At 72.1% G+C, this 21648-nt stretch carries 18 protein-coding genes and 1 riboswitch; of the genes, 10 read left to right on the top strand and 8 right to left on the bottom strand.

Annotated features, from left to right (window positions below; genetic code table 11):
- Window positions 1-188: 188 nt before the first annotated feature.
- Entirely contained in the window at window positions 189-1406 is a 1218-nt protein-coding gene (fahA, locus tag ACZ58V_RS05995; protein WP_468186719.1) for a fumarylacetoacetase, read from the bottom strand.
- 310 nt (window positions 1407-1716) lie between these two features.
- Between fahA and ACZ58V_RS05990 the strand changes: the two genes are divergently transcribed.
- From ACZ58V_RS05990 to ACZ58V_RS05970, 5 genes are all read left to right on the top strand, one after another.
- On the top strand, window positions 1717-2964 hold the full coding sequence (locus tag ACZ58V_RS05990) for a DegT/DnrJ/EryC1/StrS family aminotransferase (protein WP_468186722.1): 1248 nt from the start codon (window positions 1717-1719) through the stop codon (window positions 2962-2964).
- A gap of 4 nt (window positions 2965-2968) precedes the next feature.
- Window positions 2969-5263, top strand: coding sequence for a lipopolysaccharide biosynthesis protein (locus ACZ58V_RS05985; RefSeq protein ID WP_471288539.1), 2295 nt, complete (start codon window positions 2969-2971; stop codon window positions 5261-5263).
- Between the two features lie 228 nt (window positions 5264-5491).
- Window positions 5492-7306, top strand: coding sequence for a glycosyltransferase (locus tag ACZ58V_RS05980; RefSeq protein ID WP_468186728.1), 1815 nt, complete (start codon window positions 5492-5494; stop codon window positions 7304-7306).
- On the top strand, window positions 7303-7743 hold the full coding sequence (locus ACZ58V_RS05975; RefSeq protein WP_189728609.1) for a hypothetical protein: 441 nt from the start codon (window positions 7303-7305) through the stop codon (window positions 7741-7743). The genes ACZ58V_RS05980 and ACZ58V_RS05975 overlap by 4 nt, the downstream gene beginning before the upstream one ends.
- A gap of 296 nt (window positions 7744-8039) precedes the next feature.
- Entirely contained in the window at window positions 8040-8906 is an 867-nt protein-coding gene (locus ACZ58V_RS05970) for a glycosyl hydrolase (RefSeq protein ID WP_468186730.1), read from the top strand.
- A gap of 16 nt (window positions 8907-8922) precedes the next feature.
- On the opposite strand, the gene ACZ58V_RS05965 is transcribed toward ACZ58V_RS05970, so the two are convergent.
- From ACZ58V_RS05965 to ACZ58V_RS05955, 3 genes are all read right to left on the bottom strand, one after another.
- Window positions 8923-9678 carry a polysaccharide deacetylase family protein gene (locus ACZ58V_RS05965; RefSeq protein ID WP_471288538.1) on the bottom strand — a complete coding sequence of 252 codons (756 nt, stop codon included), beginning with the start codon at window positions 9676-9678 and terminating at the stop codon, window positions 8923-8925.
- A gap of 83 nt (window positions 9679-9761) precedes the next feature.
- On the bottom strand, window positions 9762-11087 hold the full coding sequence (locus tag ACZ58V_RS05960; protein WP_468186736.1) for a glycosyltransferase family 2 protein: 1326 nt from the start codon (window positions 11085-11087) through the stop codon (window positions 9762-9764).
- A 41-nt stretch (window positions 11088-11128) separates the two neighbouring features.
- Window positions 11129-12214, bottom strand: coding sequence for a GNAT family N-acetyltransferase (locus tag ACZ58V_RS05955; RefSeq protein ID WP_471288536.1), 1086 nt, complete (start codon window positions 12212-12214; stop codon window positions 11129-11131).
- Window positions 12215-12385: 171 nt separating this feature from the next.
- Between ACZ58V_RS05955 and ACZ58V_RS05950 the strand changes: the two genes are divergently transcribed.
- On the top strand, window positions 12386-13234 hold the full coding sequence (locus ACZ58V_RS05950; RefSeq protein ID WP_471288534.1) for an HAD family hydrolase: 849 nt from the start codon (window positions 12386-12388) through the stop codon (window positions 13232-13234).
- Here the strand turns inward: ACZ58V_RS05950 and ACZ58V_RS05945 are convergent.
- A complete protein-coding gene (locus ACZ58V_RS05945; RefSeq protein ID WP_468186745.1) occupies window positions 13198-13962 on the bottom strand; it encodes a transglycosylase SLT domain-containing protein in 765 nt (254 codons plus the stop codon). The two genes, ACZ58V_RS05950 and ACZ58V_RS05945, sit on opposite strands and share 37 nt — an antisense overlap.
- Window positions 13963-13965: 3 nt before the next feature.
- A riboswitch (cyclic di-AMP (ydaO/yuaA leader) is annotated at window positions 13966-14140 on the bottom strand.
- 504 nt (window positions 14141-14644) lie between these two features.
- Between ACZ58V_RS05945 and ACZ58V_RS05940 the strand changes: the two genes are divergently transcribed.
- The 4 genes from ACZ58V_RS05940 to ACZ58V_RS05925 all read left to right on the top strand — a co-directional run bounded on the left by ACZ58V_RS05940 (window position 14645) and on the right by ACZ58V_RS05925 (window position 19043).
- Complete coding sequence (locus ACZ58V_RS05940; RefSeq protein ID WP_468186748.1) at window positions 14645-15655, top strand: polyprenyl synthetase family protein; 1011 nt, start codon at window positions 14645-14647, stop codon at window positions 15653-15655.
- Between the two features lie 220 nt (window positions 15656-15875).
- The gene (locus tag ACZ58V_RS05935; protein WP_471288533.1) at window positions 15876-17099 is read left to right on the top strand and encodes a LolA family protein; all 1224 of its coding nucleotides are present in this window, start codon (window positions 15876-15878) and stop codon (window positions 17097-17099) included.
- 80 nt (window positions 17100-17179) lie between these two features.
- Window positions 17180-18178 (top strand): ABC transporter ATP-binding protein, encoded by a 999-nt coding sequence (locus ACZ58V_RS05930; protein WP_471288531.1) that lies wholly within the window; start codon window positions 17180-17182, stop codon window positions 18176-18178.
- Window positions 18165-19043: an ABC transporter permease gene (locus tag ACZ58V_RS05925; RefSeq protein ID WP_468186757.1), complete on the top strand. Its 879-nt coding sequence runs from the start codon at window positions 18165-18167 to the stop codon at window positions 19041-19043. The genes ACZ58V_RS05930 and ACZ58V_RS05925 overlap by 14 nt, the downstream gene beginning before the upstream one ends.
- Before the next feature lie 27 nt (window positions 19044-19070).
- Here ACZ58V_RS05925 and ACZ58V_RS05920 read toward each other — a convergent pair whose 3' ends face one another.
- The 3 genes from ACZ58V_RS05920 to ACZ58V_RS05910 all read right to left on the bottom strand — a co-directional run bounded on the left by ACZ58V_RS05920 (window position 19071) and on the right by ACZ58V_RS05910 (window position 21607).
- Window positions 19071-19652 (bottom strand): flavodoxin family protein, encoded by a 582-nt coding sequence (locus ACZ58V_RS05920; RefSeq protein ID WP_471288528.1) that lies wholly within the window; start codon window positions 19650-19652, stop codon window positions 19071-19073.
- Window positions 19653-19751: 99 nt separating this feature from the next.
- Window positions 19752-21041 (bottom strand): amidase family protein, encoded by a 1290-nt coding sequence (locus ACZ58V_RS05915; RefSeq protein ID WP_471288527.1) that lies wholly within the window; start codon window positions 21039-21041, stop codon window positions 19752-19754.
- A 62-nt stretch (window positions 21042-21103) separates the two neighbouring features.
- Entirely contained in the window at window positions 21104-21607 is a 504-nt protein-coding gene (locus tag ACZ58V_RS05910) for a DUF6668 family protein (RefSeq protein ID WP_471288525.1), read from the bottom strand.
- Between the last annotated feature and the right edge of the window lie 41 nt (window positions 21608-21648).

The following is a 21648-nucleotide window of genomic DNA, read 5'->3' as shown; positions in this document are numbered from 1 at the left end:
GAGAGCGGCTGCTGTGCGCCCGGGTGCCACGGTCGAGGTGTTCGCCGAACGGGCCGTGTACCGCGCGCGGGCGGACACACCGCCCGACGCCCAGTATGACGGGCCGGGCGGTGTGAGTCAGGGGTCGAACGCCATCGGAAGAGCCGGGAGGGGCGACTGTCGGCCAGACTCGCCCCTGCCGCGAGGGTTCACTCCGCTCCCGGTGTCACCCGCCCCGTCACCTCGCCGAGCCCCACCCGCACACCGTCCGGCCCCGGGGCCCAGGCCGAGAGGGTCACCACGTCGCCGTCCTCCAGGAACGTCCTCTTGCCGTCCGGGAGTTCGAGGTGGTCGCGGCCGTTCCAGGTCAGCTCCAGCAGGGAGCCCCGCTCCCGGTCCGACGGGCCGCTCACCGTGCCCGAGCCGTACAGGTCGCCGGTGCGCAGGGAGGCGCCGTTCACGGTCATGTGGGCCAGCTGCTGGGCGGCCGTCCAGTACATGGTGGAGAAGGGCGGCTCGGAGACGACGTGGCCGTTGACGGCGACGCTGATCCGCAGGTCGTAGCCGCCGGGTTCCTCGTCGCTGTCGTCCAGGTACGGCAGCAGCTCGTGCGTCCGGGCCGGCGGGGCCACCCGGGCCTCCTCCAGGGCGTCCAGCGGGGTGATCCACGCCGACACCGACGTGGCGAAGGACTTGCCGAGGAACGGGCCGAGGGGGACGTACTCCCAGGCCTGGATGTCGCGCGCGGACCAGTCGTTGAGGAGGCAGAGGCCGAAGACGTGCTCGCGGAAGCCGTCGAGGGACACCGGCTCGCCCATCCGGGACGGCGCGCCGACCACGAAGCCGACCTCCGCCTCGATGTCCAGTCGGACGGACGGTCCGAACACGGGAGCGGCGTCGGCGGGCGCCTTGCGCTGGCCGGAGGGGCGTACGACGTCCGTGCCGGAGACGACGACCGTGCCGGAGCGGCCGTGGTAGCCGATCGGCAGATGCTTCCAGTTGGGGGTCAGGGAGTCGGCGGCGTCGGGGCGGAAGATCTGGCCGACGTTCCGGGCGTGGTTCTCGGAGGCGTAGAAGTCGACGTAGTCCGCGACCTCGAAGGGCAGGTGCAGGGTCACCGAGGACAGGGGATGGAACAGCGGTTCGACGGTCTCGCGGTGGGACGGCACGGTCACCCAGGCGGTCAGTGCCCGGCGCACGTCCGACCAGGCCGTGCGGCCCGCCGCCAGCAGCGGGTTGAGGGTCGGCCGGGCGAGCAGGGCGGCGTACGGGGAGCCGAGCGCGTGGGCCGCGGCACCGGCGTCCAGCACATGGTCGCCGAGCCGGACACCCACGGACCGGTGGGACGAGCCGGGGAGGGAGAACACGCCGTACGGCAGATTGTGCGGGCCGAAGGGGTCGCCCTCGGGGACATCGAAGGGGGGCATCGGGTGCTGCCTCGCTTTCGGGTGTGCCATGTCGTCGCCACGTATTCGTGGTCGTGCCACACGTTACGGGTGGCACGCCGGTCGTGGGCAGAGTCCGAGGAGGCGGACCCGGGCGAACGGGGCAGGTGGGTGTGGGGGTGGCCGGTCGGCGCGACTCGGACGGGGCGGACGAGACGACACTTTCGTACGTGCCGGAAGTTATCCACAGGACGCGACGCAATCTTGACGGAGCGGTGCGAACGGGGCGACTCTGGGCGGGTGCCGGAAGGCCTCGGGGAGGGGGCGTTCCCATGGCACACCAGGGGGGCGGATGGCCATAGGGGAGGCCGGTCCGGGCTCGGTACGGCGTGGTCCACAGCCGAAGCGGCTGGAAGAGACCATGCGCGTCCGGCTCGGCCGGGAATGTGTGTATGTACCGTCGTGCCGTTTCGGGCTGTACGTGGCGCTGCGCCACTGGTGCCCGCCCGGCGGACGGGTGTTGATGTCGCCGGTCAACGACGACGTCATCTTCTTCGTCGTGCTCGCGGCCGGACTGCGCCCGGTGCAGGCGCCGCTGAACCCGCTCGACGCGTCCATCGACCTCGACGCCGTGCCCGAGGAGACGTGGCGCTCGGTGTCGGCCGTGCTCACGACGAACCTGTACGGGAACCCGGACCCGGCGCCGCGCCTCAGGCGGAAGTGCGACGCGCTCGGCATCCCGCTGTTCGAGGACGCGGCGCACGCCATCGGCAGCAGGGTGGGGGACCGGCCGGTCGGGGCGTGGGGGGAGGCGTCCGCGTTCAGCCTGTCCAAGCATGTGGGCGCCAAGGCCGGAGGCATGCTCTCGCTCGCCGATCCGGGGCTGCGGGACGCGGTGGAGAAGACCTGCGCGGGGCTGCTCGTGCCGCGCCGGGCGAGCTCCGAACTTGCTTACGCCGTCCGGCCGTTCGCCGAGGCGACGGTACGCGGGCTGCGGCTGCGGCGCGCCGCCTGGGCCGCGATCCGGCTGCTGGGCCTCGCGGACCGCGAGGAGATCCGGATGCCGCTGCGCCCGGACGAACTCGCCCAGGCCGAGCGCCGGGCGCCCGGGCTCGAGGCGCACCACCCTTGGGTGCGGGTCGACATGCACGACTACCGCCAGGAGTCCGGCCTGCTGCGGCTGCGGCGCATCGGGCGCAAGCTCGACGGGCTCGACGACGTGCTCGACGCCTGCCGGGCGGGCACGGAGCTGCTGCTGTCCACACCCTGGGCCAAGCCGCGCGACGAGTCCGGCACCCAGCCGCTGTTCCGCGTCCCGCTGTTCGTGGCGGACCGGGACGCGGCGATCGCGGCACTGGCGCGACGGGGCATCATCGTCGGCTACCTCTACGACCCGCCCCTGGACGACTACGCCGGAGCGGAGTTCACCGACCCCTCACCGGCCCCCGAGGCGGCCCGCTGGTTCGCGCGGCACGCGCTGCCCGTGGACCCGCTCAGGGCGCGGACGGTCGTCGAGGTGCTGCAGCGGTCCGGGGCACAACCGGTCGAAGCACCGGGAGAGCTGTCCAGGAGCAGTCCGACACCGGGAGGGCTGGGTTAGTCCCGTGGCTGAGATCCAGGTGCACGAGCCCGCCCCCACGCGTGCCGACGGGGGCGGGCCGCGGCCTGCCGGCAGCGAACACACGCACGACTCGCTGTTCAAGAACGCCTACTTCCTCATGCTCAGCACCGGCGTGTCCGCCGTGCTGGGCCTGGGCTTCTGGCTGGTGGCCGCCCGCTACTACTCCGAGGAGGCCGTCGGCCAGGGCTCCGCCGCGATCGCCGCGATGCGGCTGCTCGCCAGCATCACCGCGACGACGATGATCGGGGCCGTCGTGCGCTTCGTCCCGCGCGCGGGACGGGAGACCGGGCGCCTGGTGTGGGGCACGTACGCGGCCAGTTCGCTGGTCGTGGCGCTGGCCGCCGCCGTCTTCCTGCTCACACTCGACGCCTGGGGCGCCTCGTACGCCCCCCTGGGCACCCCCATGGCGGGGGCGGTGTTCGTCGCGGCGTGCGTGGCCTGGGCGTTGCTCACCCTCCAGGACGGTGTGCTCACCGGACTGCGCAAGGCGGAGTGGGTGCCGGCCGGGAACGCGGTGTTCTCGGTCGGGAAACTGGCCCTGCTGGCCGTCTTCGCCGGCACGCTGCCCGTCCTCGGCATCTTCGTGTCCTGGGCGGTGGCGATCGCCTTCTCCACCCTGCCGCTGGGCTGGCTGATCTTCCGCAAGCTCATCCCGGGCCAAGCGGCACACGACCGCGAGAAGGAGCCTCCGAGACTCCGCGACATGGGCCGCTTCCTGGCCGGGGACTCGCTGGGCGCGCTGTTCAGCCTGGCCATGATCAACCTGTTGCCGGTGATGGTCGCGGTCCGCTTCAGCGCCGCGGAGAACGGCTACTTCTACGTGGCGTACACCGTCGGCGGCACGATGGAGTTCATGGCCATCAACATGGCCTCGTCCCTCACCGCGCACGCCTCGCACGACCCGCGCCAGCTCGCGGACGGCGTCCGGGGAGCACTGCGGCGCATGACGCTGCTGCTGGTCCCGGTCGTGCTGGTACTGGTCCTCTTCGCCCCGTACATCCTCACGCCCTTCAGCCCGGACTACGCCGAGCACGGCTCGACCGTGCTGCGGCTGCTCGCCCTCGGCGCGCTGCCGCGGGTCGTGGTGGAGCTGTACATCGGCGTGCTGCGCGTCCAGGGGCGTACGGGTGTGTTGGCCGCGCTCCAAGGCGCCATGTGCGTCCTGGTGCTGGGCAGTGCGGCCGTGCTGTTCACCCCGGCGGGGATCGCGGGCGCCGGCTGGGCGGTGCTGCTGAGCATGACGCTGATCGCCGTCGTCTCCTCGGTCGGGCTGCGCGCGGCACTGCGCCACGACGACGGCGCGCCCGTTGTCCGCCCGCCCGCCGACCCCTCCTACGGCACCCGCTGGGCCAAGCTCAACGCCACCGCCGGGTACGGCACGACCTGGGCGCGCCGGGCCGCGTACCAGCCCAAGGACGGTGACGAGGACACGGTCACCCTGTTCATCGGCAGGCCGGGGTACGAACGCGAGGCGCTGCAGGCGGACACGCTGGCGCTGATCGTGCGGCCGGAGGGGCCACCCCGGGAGCCGTCGCAAGAGTCCGGAGCACCACCACCCGATCCCGGAGCACCACCACCCGATCCCGGAGAACCGGTCACGGACCAGGAGCCACAGGAGCGGCGGCTGAGAGGCGCCCTCTGGAGCCTGCTCGGTGTCGCCACCGTCTTCTTCCTGGCACCGCTGCGCGACCTGCCCTGGCTCGGCGACGCCTCCGAAGCGGCGCTGACCGGACGTCAGTTGCTGGAGGGGCTGCCGTTGCCCTCGCTCACGGCGGGGGGCCTGCTGCTCGTGGTGTTCGTCGCCGCCCTCACGCTGTGCACCCGGCACGACCCGTGGCTGCCCGGCACGGCGCTGTACGCCGCCCTGCTCGCCCTGTACACCGCACCGGTCGCCCTCGGACGGGAACCGCGGCCGGTGGACGGGGCGTTGTATGAGAAGACGGCCGGCTTCCTCGCGGACACGCTGGGGCTCGACGGGCCCGAGCCGCTGCTGCGCTGGGCGCCGCCGGTCTGCCAGATGCTGTGCCTCGTGCCGTTGTGGCTGCTGCTCGCGAGCGCGAGCGGGCGGCTGTCGTGGCCGGGGCGCTGGGGGGTTCTGTATCTCGTCGCGGTCGGCGGCTGGGTGTGGCGCGACGCGCTCGCACCCGTCGCGCCGCCCCTGCTCGCCGTCCTCTTCCTGCTCCTGCTGCTCCGCCGCGCCGCGTCGGCGTGGACGCTCTCCCGCTCCAGATCCAACCGAACGGCCGACGGTTCACCGCGCGGCCGGCCCAGCGACTGATCACCATCCAGCGCCGAACAGACACGATCCAGCGCCGAACAGAGTCGAACAGAGCCGAATCGCCAGGGGGGAACCACCGTGCGTCCGCCAGCAACTCCACGGGAGAGATCCACGCCAGAACCCACACCTGCCCGGGACCAAGCGGACTCGTCGGCTCCCCACCCCGAGACCTCCAGCCAGTCCTCCAGCCCCTCTTCCTCGGAGTCGTCGAGCCCCGCCCATGAGCCCGTGACGGACCTGTCCGATCTGCCTCCCGTCTGGCCCGGGCGCCGCGCCCTCGCCTGGCCCGGCGTGCCGCTGTTCGCCGCGCTCGCCCTCTGGGTGTACGCCGTGCGGCACACCGACGTCTCGCGGCTCGACGACTACGGCCTGGTCACCGCGCTGCACCCCACCTTCTGGGCCGGCCTCGCGGTGCTCACCACCGGCTTCTGGTTCACCGTCCGCGATCCGCGCCGGCGGGGCGGCTGGGCGGCGGCGTACGTCCTCGGGCTGCTGGTGATGGAGCGGGCCACCCAGGCCGTGGTCTACCCGACCCCGCTGTACGCCTGGGCGTGGAAGCACGAGGCGGTCATCGACCATCTGCTGACGGCCGGCGGTCTGCAAACGGCCGACCAGGTCGGCGACATGGCGGTGTACGACCAGTGGCCCGGCTTCTTCGCCGCCCAGGCCGCCCTGGTGCGGCTGCTGGGCGTGGACTCGGCCGCGATGTTCATGGCCTGGTGGCCCCTGGCCTCCAGCCTGATGCTGCTGCTCCCGCTGCTGCTGATCTACCGCACCTTCACCGAGGACCGGCGGCTGATCTGGACGGCGGTCTGGCTCTTCTACGTCGCCAACTGGGTCGGGCAGGACTACTTCTCGCCCCAGTCCGTGGCCTACGCGCTGCATGTCGGCGTCCTGGCCGTCGTCCTGCGCCGCTTCGGCCGGTCCGCCGTGCGGCGCGGGCAGCCCCGGCAGGCCGTGTGGACGGTGGTGATCACCGTCATGCTCGTGGCGATCGTCATCTCCCACCAGCTCACCCCGGGCATGCTGGTCGTCTGCCTGCTCGCCCTGTGCCTCAGCCGCCGTTACCGCGACTGGGTCCCGGTGGTCACGACCGTCGTGATCTTCCTGGCCTGGTGTCTCACGGCGGCGCTGCCCTTCCTGTCCGCCGCGATGCCGGACATGATCCGCTCGGTCGGCGACGTCGGCGCCAACGTCGAGACGGGGTACGGCGCCACCCCGACCGGTACCGGAGCGATCGCGACCTCCTGGGCGGCCCGGCTGCTGTCCGGCTCCGTCCTGCTGCTCGCGGCTCTCGGCGTGCTGCGCCAACGGGTGCTGCGGCACCGGGCCCGGCCGCTGCTGCTGATCGCGGCGGCCCCGCTGCCGATGTTCGCGGCCAGCAGCTACGGCAGCGAGATGATCTTCCGGGTGCTGCTCTTCATGCTGCCCGGCGCCGCGTTCTTCGCCGCGGCGGCGCTGCTGCCCAAGGTCCGCACACTGGCCGCCGACGCCGCCGCGCGGGAAGCCGGCAGCCGGCAGGCCGCCCCCGCCGAGGGCGGGCGACGGTGGCTCGGCGTCTGGCTGCCGCTGGCCGCGCTGCTCGGCGGAACCCTGGCGTTCGTCCCGGCCTACTCCGGCAAGGACCGGATCAACTACTTCCCGCCGCAGGAAGTGGCCCTCGTACGGCAGCTGTTCGACCAGGCCCCCGACGGCTCGCTCGTCGTGGCCGCCAACCGCAACTACCCGCTCGCGTACGACTCCTACTGGAGTGTCGACCACTACTGGTTCCTCGACGACGCCCGCAGTCACGTCGACCGGATCGTCCAGAAGCCGGCCGCCACCCTCGCCAGTGACATGGCCGGGGTGGAGCGACCGGCCCGGGCCTACTTCCTGCTCACGCAGGGGCAGTTGGCCAACTCCGAGATGAACGGCCAGCTCACCGAGGCGCAGCTGGACCGCGTCCGGAAGTCCGTCGCCGCCTCACCGCGGTTCCGGCTCGTGGCGCAGAACAGCGCCGGATGGCTCTACGTACTGAAGCAGGCTGGGGGAGCGGAGCGATGACACCGCAGGAACTCGTGGTCCGGATGCTGCCGCCGTTCGGCGGCTGGCTCGCGCTCGCCGCGCTCGCCCTGCCCGGCGGATCGCCGCTGCGGGGCGCCGCGGTCGTCCTCTTCCTGGCCGCGGGCCCCGGCGCGGCGATGGTCAGAGTCTGCGCCCCCGCACTGGGGGCGCGGCCCGCCGAAGGGCCCGTCGAGCGCCGGGACCCGGACTTCGCACGCCACTCCGACCTGCTGGAGCGGCTGATGCTGGTGCTGTTCATGAGCATCGGTGCCGTGATGCTCGTCGCGACCGTCCTGATCGCCACGCACACCTTCAGTGCGCAGCGGGTGCTGCTGACGCTGACTCTGCTGACCACGCTCGCCGCGTTCTGTCCGCCGCTGCGCGCCTCCCCGCAGCCGAGGACGACGCCGAGTACACCGAAGGGTTCCGCTCAGTGAGGTTCAACCGTCCCCACCGATCCGACCGTCCCCACCGATCCGACCGTCCCCATCGGTCCCACCGTCCCTTTCGCCGTGACTCGAGCACGACCGAGGAGCAGCCGGCCGCCGGCCCGTTCGCATCGAGCCGGCGCCGTCTGCTGATCACGTCCGCCACGGTCGTCAGCGCGGTCCTGGTCGGCGCACTCGCCCTCAGGGACGCCTCCGGACCGGACCCCCAAGGCTCCGGTTCCAGGGCGGACTGCCGCCCCACCGCACTCCTGGAACCCCCCTGCGGCGCCTGGTTCGGCGCGTTCGTGCCGCACGAGCGTGGCGACCTGCCCGAGAAGGTGCGCGCCTACGAGAAACGCGTGGGCCGCGAGCTGGACATCGTGTACACGTACCACGACATGTCGCTGCCCCAGGGCACCCGCCGCGAAGGCCAGCTGCTCACCCCGGAGGAACGGCGCGTCGGCGAGGACCACCTGCTGCTGCTGTCCTGGGAGAGCAAGTGGTGGGGCGGCACGAAGAAGCAGCAGCCGACCTGGAAGCAGATCGCGTCCGGTGAGCTGGACGACAAGGTCATCGACGTCCAGGCCCGGCGCATCAAGGACTACGGCAAGAAGGTCTTCCTCTCCTTCGACCTGGAGATGGACACCCGCACCCCGGACAACGGCACCCCCGCCGAGTACGTGAAGGCGTACCGGCACATCCACGACCGGTTCCGCGAGCTGGGCGTCGACAACGTGGTCTGGACGTGGATCACCACCGGCTATCTCGACCACGCCGACGAGATGAAGCGGATGTATCCCGGCGACCGGTACGTCGACTGGATCGGCTACAACCAGTACAACTACTACCGCTGCCACAACACGGGCTGGATGAGCTTCGAGCAGACCCAGAACACCGCGCACGACTGGATCCGCGAGAACATCTCCGACGACAAGCCGCTGATGCTCTCCGAGTTCGGCACCGCCGAGGACTCGGCCCGCCCGCAGCGGCAGGCCGAGTGGTACGCCCAGGTACCCGGGGTGCTGAAGGGCCTGGAGGGCGTCAAGGCCGCCCTCCAGTGGAACTACCGCGACCCCGGACCGCACTGCAACCTGGCGCTGGCCAACGACGCGGCCTGGGACAGCCTGCGCAAGGCCGCCGCCGACCCGTACCTCAACCAGCCGCTCAAGTGACGACCGAACGCGGCGGTCAGCCCGCGAACTCGGGCCCGTGCACCACCGCACGGGCCCGCCGGTACCACCGCCAGGCGATCGTCTTCGGCCCGTCGCGGTACGGCGCGACCCGCGCGCCCGTCCCCGCCAGCCAGCCCTCGACGTCGGTGACGGTGTGGGTACGCCGCACGATGAGCCGGGCGATGCGGTACCGCTCGTCGTGGTCGGAGCTGAGCGCGTGCCGTACGGCGGTCGCCGTCTCGTAGCCGGCCCGGGCCGACATGGTCCGCACCCGCGGGCTGTTGTAGCCGTGCGGATAGGCGAGGTGGCGGACCTCGTGCCCGAGGGCGTCCTCCAGCACGGCTTTCGACGTGCGCAGTTCGTACGCCAGGTCCTTGCCGGACAGGGTGTCGAGCTGCGCGTGGGTCACGGTGTGGCTGCCGATCTCCATGCCGGAACGTTCCAGCTCCGCCGTCCGGTCCAGGGTCATCATCGGGGCGGGCGGCAGCAGACTGCGGCCGCCCGGGGCGATGGCGCCGGTGGTGAGATAGGCGGTGGCGGGCAGCCCGCGGCCGGCCAGCGTCTCGGCGGTCGGGCCGGGCAGATCGGCGAAGCCGTCGTCGAAGGTGAGCAGCACGGGCCGGGGCGGCAGCGGCGCCCGCCCGGCCAGATGGTCGGCGACCGTACTGATCGTGACCGGCGTACGGCCGCTGTCGGCCAGGGCGTCGAGGTGGGCCGCGAACTGCTTCGGCGTGACCGTGAACTCGGCGATCCAGTCGGGCGGGTCGTCCATCACGGCGTGGTACAGGAAGACGGGGATGGCCGGGGTCCCCGAGGGCGATATCGGTCCCTCACCACGCGTACGCGCCGACGTCCTCATCTCGCCCCCCGAACCGTCGCGCCGACCGTCGCGCGCAGCGCCCGCCGCGCCCGCACATAGCCGACAGGCCCGTACAGCATCCCCCTGCGCTGCAACCGCGACAGCCGCCGTGGCCAGGGATGCGTCCGCACGTCGTGGTCACCCGGCGCCCCGCCCCCGTCCGTCTCGCGTACGGCCGTCAGCGTCCGGGCGTGGGCGAGGCCGCGGGGCAGCCGCGCGAGGAACGCCGGCAGCAGCGCGGGCCGGTTCACCAGCACCGCGGTCAGATAGGCGGTGAGCCCGGCGCCGTAGCCGTACGCCTGGGTCTCCAGGTCCCGCCAGGTCTCCCGGTGGTGGTGCCACACCAGTGCGTGCGGCGTGTAGCGCAGCCGGTGGCCCTGGGCCAGGACACGGACGAAGCCGTAGAGGTCGTCACCGCCCCGGGCGGCCGTACCGGCACCGGTGGCCGGGTCGAAACCGCCGACGGAGCGCAGCACCGCCGTACGGAACGCCATGTTGGCACCGGAGCCGAACCGCCCCGCCGTGAACGGGAACAGCGGTTCGTCGCCCGGCGGACGCGCCGGGTCGTACGTCCTTGGAGTGAAGCCTTTCGCGAAGCCGCCGTGGCTCTCCAGCAGCACCTGGGCCGGGGTCGTCAGCCGCGCGGGCAGGATCAGCCCGGTGGCACAGCCGAGTCCGGCGTCGGCGGCGAAGGGCGCGGTCAGCTCGGCCAGCCAGCGCGGGTCGGCGACCACGTCGTCGTCGGTGAAGGCGACCACCTCGCCCCGGACGGCCGCGAGGCCCGCGTTGTGCGCGACCGCGAGGCCGGGCACCCGCTCGCACACGTACCGCACGCGCTCGGCGTACTTCCGCTCGACCAACTCCCGCGTCTCGTCCGTCACGGGCGCGTTGTCGACGACGACGATCTCGAACCGAGGATGGTCCTGCGCCAGCAGCGAGTCCAGCGCGCGGGCCAGCTGCCCGGCCCGCTCCCGGGTCGCGACGACGACACTGGCGTACGGAGGCTCCCCGGCCAACCCGGCAACTCCGGCGTCCCCGGGCTCACCGGCGTCCCGGACATCCCCGGCCGCACACTCCGCCCGCGCCCGCTCCGCCAGCACACCTCGCGCGTCCGCCCCCTCCGGCACCCGCCCGAGCAGCGTGCCCACGGGCCGCCCACCCCTGCGGACCAGCACGAACACCTCGCCGTGCGTCACCGGCGGGCTCCCCGGACCGGGTCTGAGCACCGCCTCGTCACCGTCGAGGTCCAGCTCGGCGACCTGCACCGCCCCGATGTCCAGGAACCGCCGTATCTCCTCCCGCGCACGCGACGAACGAGCCATGCGCCCCTCACCCCCCACTCGTGTCAGGTACGAACTCGTGCTCATGTACGGCGCAGCCGAGCCGCGCCCTTCAGGGTCCGCGCGGCCAGCGCCGCGAGCCGCGGCCTGCCCCGGACGAAACTGTGCGCGCGGCGCGCCGGCTCGCGGCTCAGCCAGTGCAGCGCAGCGCCCGCCCCCGGCCGCGTCACCGCACCCTCGTACACGGGCAGTTCGCCCGTCTTCAGCGCGTCCTTGTACTCCGCCGCGCCCCGCCCCAGGTCGAGCACGCCGATGCCCTCGGCGGCCGCCGCCTCGGCCATGCGCAGGTGCAGCACCAGACCCGGCGAGTACTTCGCGAACTCCGGGTCGTAGGCCGGGAACCAGCAGGCCAGGACGGACGCCGAGCGCAGTCCGAAGTGCGCGGCGACGGGCCGCTCCCCGGCGTACAGCACGGACAGCGTGCCGGCGCACTCCGGTGCCCGGGTCCGGGCCAGCCGTCCCACGAGCCGGGTGATCCACTCCCGTGCGAAGCGGTCCTGCCGGCCCGTCCTGCGGTACTGCGCCGACTTCCACTCCATGAGGGTGCGCAGCGCGGCCGGGTCGCGTTCGTCGAACACGAACCGCGGCTCGCCGACCTGCCGGCCCAGCTTGCGCTCCTTGGCCAGGGTGGTTTTCAGGAACTTCGGCGACTGGGCGCGCAGCACCGACTCGTACGTCTCGTAGCCCTTCTCCACGTCGACGACGTAGGTGGCGTGCTCCTCGGCCGCGTACCGGACGAACAGCCGCTGCTCGGCCTCCAGGTTGTCGAAGGCGAAGCTCGACACCGAGCAGGCCTTGAGGAGCCGGCCCGTGTCCAGGTCCAGGCCCGGCCGCAGGATCGCCCCCTGCGCGTCCGAGACGCCGAGCCCGATCGCCCGGCCCTGGCCCAACGGGCCCCGTTCATAGGGCAGGAAGCCGACCGGCTCCAGCCCCTCGTACACCACCGCGACCCGGGCCTGCGGCCTCACCAGGCCGACGGCTTCGGTGAACTCCGGTTCCATGAAAGGGTTGCGCGGTGCCTCGGAGGCAGCGCGCAGTGCGCGCCAGCGCTCCTTTTCCCCTTCGCCGAGCTCCCCGGGCCCAGCCACGCGAATGCGCCCACTGCTCAACCCGACCCCCCGATCAAGTCCCCCCTGGACACATGGAAGGTACCGCTCGAGACGGCCCCGACGGTAGGTAGCGGACCATGTTGTTGCCAACTGGTACAGAGGCCTTCAACCGGGCAATCGGTGTGCGCCGGGGGATGAAACGAACGGGCGCGCTGTCCGTATTCTCTGATCATGGCCGCACCCATCGCATATTCACTCATCGCCACCGACCTGGACGGAACGCTGCTGCGCGGCGACGACACCCTCTCCGACCGGTCGCTCGCCGCGCTCGCGCGGGTGGCGGACACCGGTGCCCAGCACCTCGTGGTGACGGGCCGGCCGGCGCCGCGTGTGCGACCGCTCCTCGACGACCTCCGCTGCACGGGGCTCGCGGTGTGCGGGCAGGGCGCGCAGGTGTACGACGCGGGCGCGGACCGGCTGCTGTGGTCCATCACCCTGGACCGGGAACTGGCGGAGACCGCGCTCGGCAAGATCGAGGCCGAGGTGGGGCAGGTGTACGCCGCGGTCGACCAGGACGGGGTCGACGGGCTCACGCTCATCGAGCCGGGCTATCTGATGCCGCACCCGACCCTGCCGGCCGTACGGGTCGAGCGGCGCGACGACCTGTGGGGCGAGCCGATCAGCAAGGTGCTGCTGCGCCACCCCTACCTGACGGACGACGAGTTGGCGGCGACGGCCCGTTCGGTGGTCGGCTCACTGGCGACGGTGACGATGTCGGGGCCCGGCACGGTCGAGCTCCAGCCGTGCGGCGTCACCAAGGCGACGGGCCTGGCGCTGGCGGCCGAGCATCTGGGGCTGCGGCCGGCGGACACCATCGCCTTCGGTGACATGCCCAACGACATCCCGATGTTCGACTGGGCCGCCCACGGCGTCGCGATGGCGAACGCCCATCCCGAACTCAAGGCCGTGGCCGACGAGATCACCCTGTCGAACGAGGACGACGGCATCGCCGTCGTCCTCGAGCGACTGCTGGGCGGGACGGCTCAGTACGGGCCGTTGACGTTGTCGATCGAGCCGTAGCGGTCGGCCGCGTAGTTGCAGGCCGCCGTGATGTTGGCGACCGGGTCGTACGGGTCCCACGACGTGCCGTCCACGTGGTAGGCCTGGAAGGTCGGGTCGATGGTCTGGAGCAGGCCCTTGGAGGGGGTGCCCTTGACGGCGTTGGAGTCCCAGTTGTTGATCGCCTGGGGGTTGCCGGACGACTCGCGCATGACGTTGCGGTAGATGCCGTCGTACGACCCCGGAATGCCCTTCTGCGCCATGACGTCCAGCGCCTCGCGGATCCACCCGTCGAGGTTGTTGGCGTAGGTCTTCGCGGAGGCCTGGGTGGCCTTGGCGGCGCCACCGGCGGGCTTGGCGGGGGCGGACGACTTGGTCGCCTTCTTCGCGGCGGGCGCCTTGGTCGTCGACACCTTCAGCTTCAGACCCGGGTGGATCAGCTTCGGGCTGTCGCCGACGGCGGAGCGGTTGTCCTTGTAGAGCTTCTTCCAGCCGCCCGCGACGTCGTACTTGTCCGCGATGCGGTAGAGCGTGTCGCCCTTGACCACGGTGTACGTGAGCGACTTGGGCTGGGCCGCCTGCGGCACGGACTGTGCGACGGCGGGTGCGCTCTGCGGCGCCTCGGCCGCGCTCGCGTAGGTGGCTCCGAGGAGCGGGAGGGTCAGTGCCGCTCCGCCGGTGCCGGCGATCGCGACACCTCGGGAGAGCGGGTTGGTTCTGGGGCGACGGTGCTTGCCTCGTCCGGCCATGGCGAAATTCCTCTCCGGCGCCTGCGAGGTGAGCTGTCGGGTTCGGGCCGGGAGGTGCCCGGCCGCGTATGGCGGTGTACTGCCGTACGCGGCTTCACCCCGAGCCGTGCCGCTGTGCGGACCGGCGACTTACCTGGGTCCCCCGCTCCTGCCCTGCGTGAGTGGTCGGTTCGTGTGGGGGTCCGGGCGGTGGCAGGATTCGGCGTCCGCCGGACAGGCCGGGAACGTATGCGAGAGCACATGTCGGGAACAAGCACCGGAGTCACATATCGCGTGGTTGACCTTGGTCGGGGGTGTTTGGTCCGCTTGATCCTTTGCGAGAGCCAAGGCTCAACTGGCGTTCGGCTGAAGGGGGTACGGGTCGATGCCGAGGTGGGGCGACAAAGGGGTTAACGTGATTCAACTCACTGATCACGAGCCTGTGGGGCAATTCCCGCCAATGGGAATTTGCTCAATCATCATGGCAAATCGTGTATATCTCACTACCTCCTGGTAAGTCGATAAATGTCTGTTCTTATGAGCTGATCGAAAACATAACGGTCGTGATCAGATACCACCCGGCCTGTAACCATGGGCGCTGGCGGTGATCGAAACGTGACCGGATACGCTGAGTCGAGTGATGGCAGCGACCTATCGACAATCCGCGTAATCACCGGCAGACACAGCAGACAGGAGACCCCTCGTGACCGACGTCGGGCCGTTCGGGCTGAGCGTGCGGGACCAGGCTCTGGAAGCCGATGTCCAGGCCGGGTTGGCGGCTGTCGAGGAAGGCTTGTTCGAGGCCACCAAGAGCGAGGTGCCCTTCATCACGGAGGCCGCCCAGCACCTGGTGCGGGCCGGCGGCAAGCGGTTCCGTCCGCTGCTCGTGATGCTCTCCGCCCAGTTCGGTGACCCGTACGCGCCCGGGATCGTGCCGTCGGCCGTCGTCGTGGAGCTGACCCACCTCGCCACGCTGTACCACGACGACGTGATGGACGAGGCGACGGTGCGCCGCGGGGTGGCGAGTGCGAACACCCGCTGGGGCAACTCCGTCGCGGTCCTCACCGGCGACTTCCTCTTCGCCCGTGCCTCGCACACCCTGGCCGACCTCGGTCCGGAGGCGGTGCGGGTGCAGGCCGAGGCGTTCGAACGGCTGGTGACCGGGCAGATCCTGGAGACGGCCGGACCGCAGGACGGCCGCGACCCCGTCGAGCACTACCTGGACGTGCTGGGCGGCAAGACGGGTTCGCTGGTGGCGGTGTCGTGCCGGTTCGGCGCCATGATGTCCGGCGCCGACGAGACGACCGTGGACGTGCTGACCCAGTACGGCGAGCGGCTCGGCGTCGCCTTCCAGCTCGCCGACGACGTCCTGGACATCGCCTCCGACTCCCACGAGTCCGGCAAGACGCCCGGCACCGATCTGCGCGAGGGCATCCCCACCATGCCGGTGCTGCGGCTGCGCGAGCGGGCGGCCCGGCTCGGGCTCACGGACGACATCGCCCTGTGCGAGCTGCTGGACTCCGACCTCACCGACGACGAACGGCACGCCGAGGCCCTGCGCCTGCTGCGCGCCCACCCGGCGCTGGAGCAGGCCCGGAAGGACACCGTGCGCTACGCCCAGGACGCCCGCTCGGCGCTGGCTCCCCTGCCCGAGTGCGCCGCGAAGACGGCACTCGTGGAGCTGTGCGACGCGGTGGTGCACCGGGCTGGCTGACCGGCAACCCCTACGGGTCGGGGGAGAAGCCGCCCTTCCGTGTCATACCCCAGCAGTACGTGGAGTTGAGTCCGGGGTCTGACGTATTTCCCTGGCCGATTTGGTCAGATGGACACCACGGAAAACACCACTCCTCACCTGTTCGGGTGAGAATGGCGGCTCAGGGACGAGTGCGTGGACGACACGGACAGCCGCCGCCGACCACGGAGGTAGGGCACACATGGCACCGTACGCATCCGACGACAGCACGACCGCCGGGGAGGTCGACGAGCAGCGTTCCGGACGGCGCAAGGCCGCGCGGTACGTCGTACCGGTCACGGTGATGGGGGTGGCGGCCGCGACGATCGGGCTGGTCCCCGCGCTCGCCGACTCCGGTGACCCCGACCTCCCGAAGATCACCGCACAGCAGCTCATCGAGAAGATCGCCAAGTCGGACGTCCAGCAGCTGTCCGGCACCGTGAAGATCAGCACGGACCTCGGGCTGCCGGACCTCGGCGGGCTGGAGAGCAGCCTGATGTCCGGTGCCGCGAGCCAGGGCGAGGGCGGCTCCTCCGCCGACCCGACCGCCAAGCTCACCGAACTGGCCTCCGGCACGCACACCCTGCGCGTCGCGGCCGACGGCCCGGACAAGCAGAAGCTGTCGCTGCTGGAGAACGCCGCCGAGTACAGCATCGTCCACAACGGCAAGGACGTCTGGGCCTACGACAGCAAGTCGAACGAGGTCCACCACGGCACGGCCTCCGAGAGCGGCAAGGACCGGCAGCCGCCGGCCACGCCGAAGGACTTCGCCGAGGAGGCCCTCAAGGCCGCCGACGACACGACCTCCGTGACCGTCGACGGCACCGCCCAGGTCGCCGGCCGGGACGCCTACAAGCTGCTCATCAAGCCGAAGCAGTCCGGCTCGACGGTCGGTGCGATCACCGTGGCCGTGGACGCGAAGACGGGCACGCCGCTGAAGTTCACGCTGACCCCGGCGAGCGGCGGCTCCGCCGTCGTCGACGCGGGCTTCACCCAGGTCGACTTCGCCAAGCCGGCCGCGTCGACCTTCGACTTCACCCCGCCGAAGGGTGCGAAGGTCACCGAGGAGAAGGCCGCGGAGCCGAAGGCGTCCGGCAAGGCCGAAGCGCGCGAGCACGCCCCGAAGTCCCTCCCGAAGTCCGAGAAGGACCTCGGCAAGGGCCTCGACGGCATGAAGACCATCGGCGAGGGCTGGAACGCCATAGCCACCTTCGACACCGGCGGCGAGGGAGTGCCCTCCGGCGAGGCCGGCGACGACCTCGGCGGCTTCGTGAACTCGCTCGGCGACAAGGTCACCGGCAAGTTCGGCTCGGGCACGGTCTTCTCGACCCGCCTGGTCAACGCCCTGATCACGGACGACGGCAAGGTCTATGTCGGCCTGGTCACCAAGGACGCGCTCGTGAAGGCGGCCGACGCCGGCAAGTAAGTCCCGTACGGCTACAGGACGTCGAGAGAACCACAGGGCGTCGAGAGAACCACAGGGGCGTCGAGAGAACGAGGAAGCCGATGGGCGAACCGTCCGCCACGGAGCCCGAGCGTGTGCCGGAGCCGAGCGGCGCGGATGCCGCTGCCGGGGAACCGGTCATCGCCACCCGCGCGCTCACCAAGCGCTACCGCGGCGGACAGCTCGCCGTCGACGGTCTCGACCTGACCGTCCCGGCGGGCAGCGTCTTCGGCTTCCTCGGCCCCAACGGCTCCGGCAAGACCACCACCATCCGCATGCTGATGGGCCTCATCGAGGCCACCTCCGGCACGGCGCGGGTCCTCGGGCAGCCCATGCCCCGGGCCACCCGCGCCGTGCTGCCGCACGTCGGCGCCCTCATCGAGGGCCCGGCCCTCTACGGCTTCCTCTCCGGCCGCGACAACCTCATCCGGTACGACTCGGCCGACCCGGCCGCCGATCCGCGCACCCGGCGGGCCCGGGTCGCCGCCGCCCTGGACCGGGTGGGCCTGACGGCCGCAGGGGGCAAGAAGGCCAAGGCGTACTCACTGGGCATGAAACAGCGCCTGGGCCTCGCGGCCGCCCTGCTCCAGCCGCGTCGGCTGCTGGTGCTCGACGAGCCGACCAACGGCCTCGACCCGCAGGGCATGCGCGAAATCCGCACCCTGATCCGGGAGCTGGCCTCGGACGGCACGACCGTCTTCCTCTCCTCCCATCTGCTCGACGAGATCGAGCAGGTCTGCACACACGCGGCCGTGATGGCCCAGGGTCGGCTGATCACGCAGGGCCCGGTGGCGGAGCTGTCCGCCGGTGCGCGCGGCCGGCTGGTCGTGACCACGCCGGACCCGGCGGAGGCGGCCCGGGTGCTGAAGGAGCAGGGCGTCGGCGACGTCGTCGTCACCGACGACCGGGTGACCGGCGAACCGCCGGACCGCGACCTCGCCGACGTGAACGCCGCGCTGGTGACGGCCGGGGTGCGCGTGCGGGGCTTCACCGTCGAGCGGGCCTCGCTGGAGGACGCGTTCGTGGCGCTGACGGGGGAGGGGTTCGATGTCGCAGGCTGAGACCGCGGCGGCCGTACGCCCGGTGAGCCCGCTGTGGACCTTCGGGCTGCTGCGCAGCGAACTCACCACGACCTTCCGGCGCTGGCGCACCCTCGCGCTGCTGGCCGTCCTGGCGGGCGTGCCCGTCCTGGTCGGCATCGCCGTCAAGATAGAGACGGGTGACGGTTCGTCGCCCGGCGGTGGCGGGGGCGGAGGGCCGGCCTTCATCTCGCAGATCACCAACAACGGCCTGTTCCTCGTCTTCACCGCCCTGGCCGCCACTCTCCCGTTCTTCCTGCCGATGGCGATCGGGGTCGTCGCGGGCGACGCGATCGCCGGCGAGTCGAACGCCGGCACACTCCGCTATCTGCTGGTCGCCCCGGCAGGCCGCAGCCGCCTGCTGCTCACCAAATACGCGACCGTCGTCGTCTTCTGCCTGGTGGCCACCCTGGTGGTCGCCGTCTCGGCGCTGACGGTCGGCGCGCTGCTGTTCCCGCTGGGCGACCTGACGACCATCTCCGGTACGCGGATCAGCTTCGCCGAGGGCCTGGGCAGAGCCCTGCTGATCGCCCTCGCCGTCGCCGCGTCACTGATCGGCGTCGCGGCGCTGGGCCTGTTCGTCTCGACGCTCACGGGCAGTGGCATCGCGGCGATGGCGACCACCGTCGGCCTGCTGATCACGGTCCAGATCCTCGACCAGATCCCGCAGCTGCACGCCCTCCAGCCGTACTTCTTCTCGCACTACTGGCTGTCCTTCGCCGACCTCATGCGCGAGCCGGTCTACTGGGACGACCTGACGAAGAACCTCGGCCTCCAGGCCCTGTACGCGGCGGTGTTCGGCTCGGCGGCCTGGGCCCGCTTCACGACGAAGGACATCACGGCCTAGAGGTCCCTCTCCGGGAGGGGCCGGGGCTCACTTCTCGTAGAGGAACCGGGCGGTCGGTGCCTCCTGGGAGAAGAACGCCTTCGCCCGGGTCAGCGCCTCGGTGTCGTTCAGCACGTCACCGGGCTTGCTGCCGTTGCCGAGCAGCACCCCGCCGAAGCGCATCCCCATGTACGCGGCCGAGTTGTGGAGCGTCCCGATCAGCGGGTCGGCGACCACCTCCTCCCGGTGCGCGAGGGCGGTGACGCCCCACAGGGTGCGTCCGGCCAGGGTCGCCTTGAAGTCGAGGCCGGGCGTGCGCAGCCAGCCCGACCAGTAGTCCAGGTAGCGCTTGGTCTGTGCGGAGACCGAGTACCAGTACAGGGGCGTGACGATCACGATGTCCGTCGCCGCGAGCGTGGCGTCGAGCAGCAGGGCCAGGTTGCCCTCGGTCGGGCGGACATGGTCGCTGTCGTGCCGCAGGTCCTCGAAGTCGGGTACCGGGTGCTCGCTGAGGTCGAGCCACTGCTGTTCGGCGTCCGGGGGCAGTTGCTCGGCGGCCCGGCGGGCCAGCAGCTCGGAGTTGCCCTCGGCGCGGGCGCTGCCCAGGACGAAAAGGAAGCGGCGGGTCATAGTGTCCCCCAGAAGAAAGGCGTACGGCGATTATGCGCGCTTGCATCATATGCGCACGCATTCAAATCCGCCAGGGGTGGCCGCCCGACCGGGGTGCCGTCAGCTCCCGATACGCGCCTCCGTCTCCCGCGCCACGGCCAGCAGCAGCGCCTCCCGTCCGTGCGGCGCCACCAGGTGCAGCCCGGCCGGGCAGCCGTCCTCGCCGAAGCCCGCCGGGAGGCTCAGCGCCGGATGCCCGCTGAGGTTGAACGCCCAGGTGAGCGAGGTGGAGTAGCGATCCCCCGGCCCTTCGTGGCCGTGCGGCGCGGTGGGTGCCGTGGGCGTCAGCAGCAGCTCCGCGTCGTCGAACAGCCCGGCCAGCCGCCGGTCGTTCTCCGCCCGGACACGGTGGGCCTCGGCCAGGTCGGCACCGGGCGTGCGCAGGGCGAGCCACGCGGGCCCGGGGTCCATGAGCCGCAGCGGCACCCGCGGTCGTACGAGCCGTACGACACCCGCCGCCACGAGCCGTTCCACCGCGGCCCGGGCGAGGGCGACGGGCTCCGGATCGGGCCCGGCGAAACCGAGGTCGGGGGACCAGACGGCGGTGACGGGCAGGGGCGGGGGGACGGGCTCCGGCTCGCCCGTCACCACCTGCCACCAGCCCGCCGCGTCCGACGCCGAGCGGGCGAGCACGCCCGGGACGGCAAGCCCCGTGCGGTCGGCGGAGGGCAGCCGCCCGGCCGTGGTCTTCAGACCGACGACCCCGCACCACGCCGCCGGGATCCGCACCGACCCGGCCCCGTCACTGCCCGTCGCCAGCGGCACCAGCCCGGCCGCCACCGCCACCGCCGACCCGGCCGAGGAACCGCCCGGCGTACGGTCGGCCCGCCACGGGTTGACGGTCCGGCCGCGCGCACCGAGCCCCCAGGTCTGCCAGGGCGTCCCCGGCCCGGGCACGGAGGTCGCCCCCACGACGACCCCTCCGGCCGCGACCAGCGGCCCCGCCGCCCGCATCCCGTGCCGCCCCTTCACCGCGACCGGCACACCGGCGAGCGGCAGCGACCCGCCCTCCACGAACCTGTCGGCGACACCCCCTGACCCTTCGGCACCACTCGTGCGAGGGGCATCCCCGGATGTCTCGGCATCACTCGTGCGAGGGACGCCCCCGAGCCTGGCGGCTGCGCTCCCGCGGGGGACGTCCCCCGACCCGTCGGGGGTTTCGCTCGTGTGCCGGAGGTGCTCGGAGTCGTCAGCTCCACTCGTACGGGGGACATTCCCGGAACGCCCGTCGAGCAGCGCGTCCACCTCGCCCGCCCGCCGCAGCGCCTTCTCGTGCCACACCTCGACGAACGCGCACAGCTCCGGATCGGCCCGATCGATCCGCTCCAGCGCCGCCGCGACCACGTCCACCGCGCGCAGCTCCCGGGCCCGTACGCCCGCCGCGATCTCCCCCGCCGACAGGGGCGCGGCCGTCAGCGTGCCGCTCCCGTCAGCCTGGCCAGGGGCGCCGTCTCGCGCGGCGGGTGGCCCAGCTCACCGAGCCGCCAGGACGGCACCCACGGCACGCGGTACACGTCGATGACCGCCTCCAGGGACTTGACCCGCTGGGCGAGCGGGCGCGGCAGCCGGCCCGGGGCGTCCGCCACGAGGACGACGCCGTCGAGGTCGAGCCCCGGCGGAGCCTGACCGCGCCGGAAGATCTCCACCGCACCGGCGACCGTGTCCAGCCCGGCCGCGTGGGTCCGGGCGACCAGCAGCACCGACGGCGGGTCGCCCGGCCCGGGCCAGGCGCGGCCGCTGTCATGACCGCCGTAGACCGCGGCGAGCGTGGAGACGCCCGCGCCGCCGTGCGTGCCGACCCAGGAGAACCGCCGGGCCCCGGCATGGGCGTGGGCCGGCTCCGGCGGTCCCGGCTCCGGGATGGTCACCGGGCCGCGGATCCAGATCTCCGGGCCTTGTCGCATGCCTGTCTGCATGCACCTCTCCTCCCTCGTACTCCCGATCTTCATGCCGACCG

This window comes from Streptomyces sp. NPDC040589 (assembly GCF_055594445.1).
Note: the sequence above shows the minus strand (reverse complement) of the source record. Positions and strands in the feature narration are given on the sequence as shown.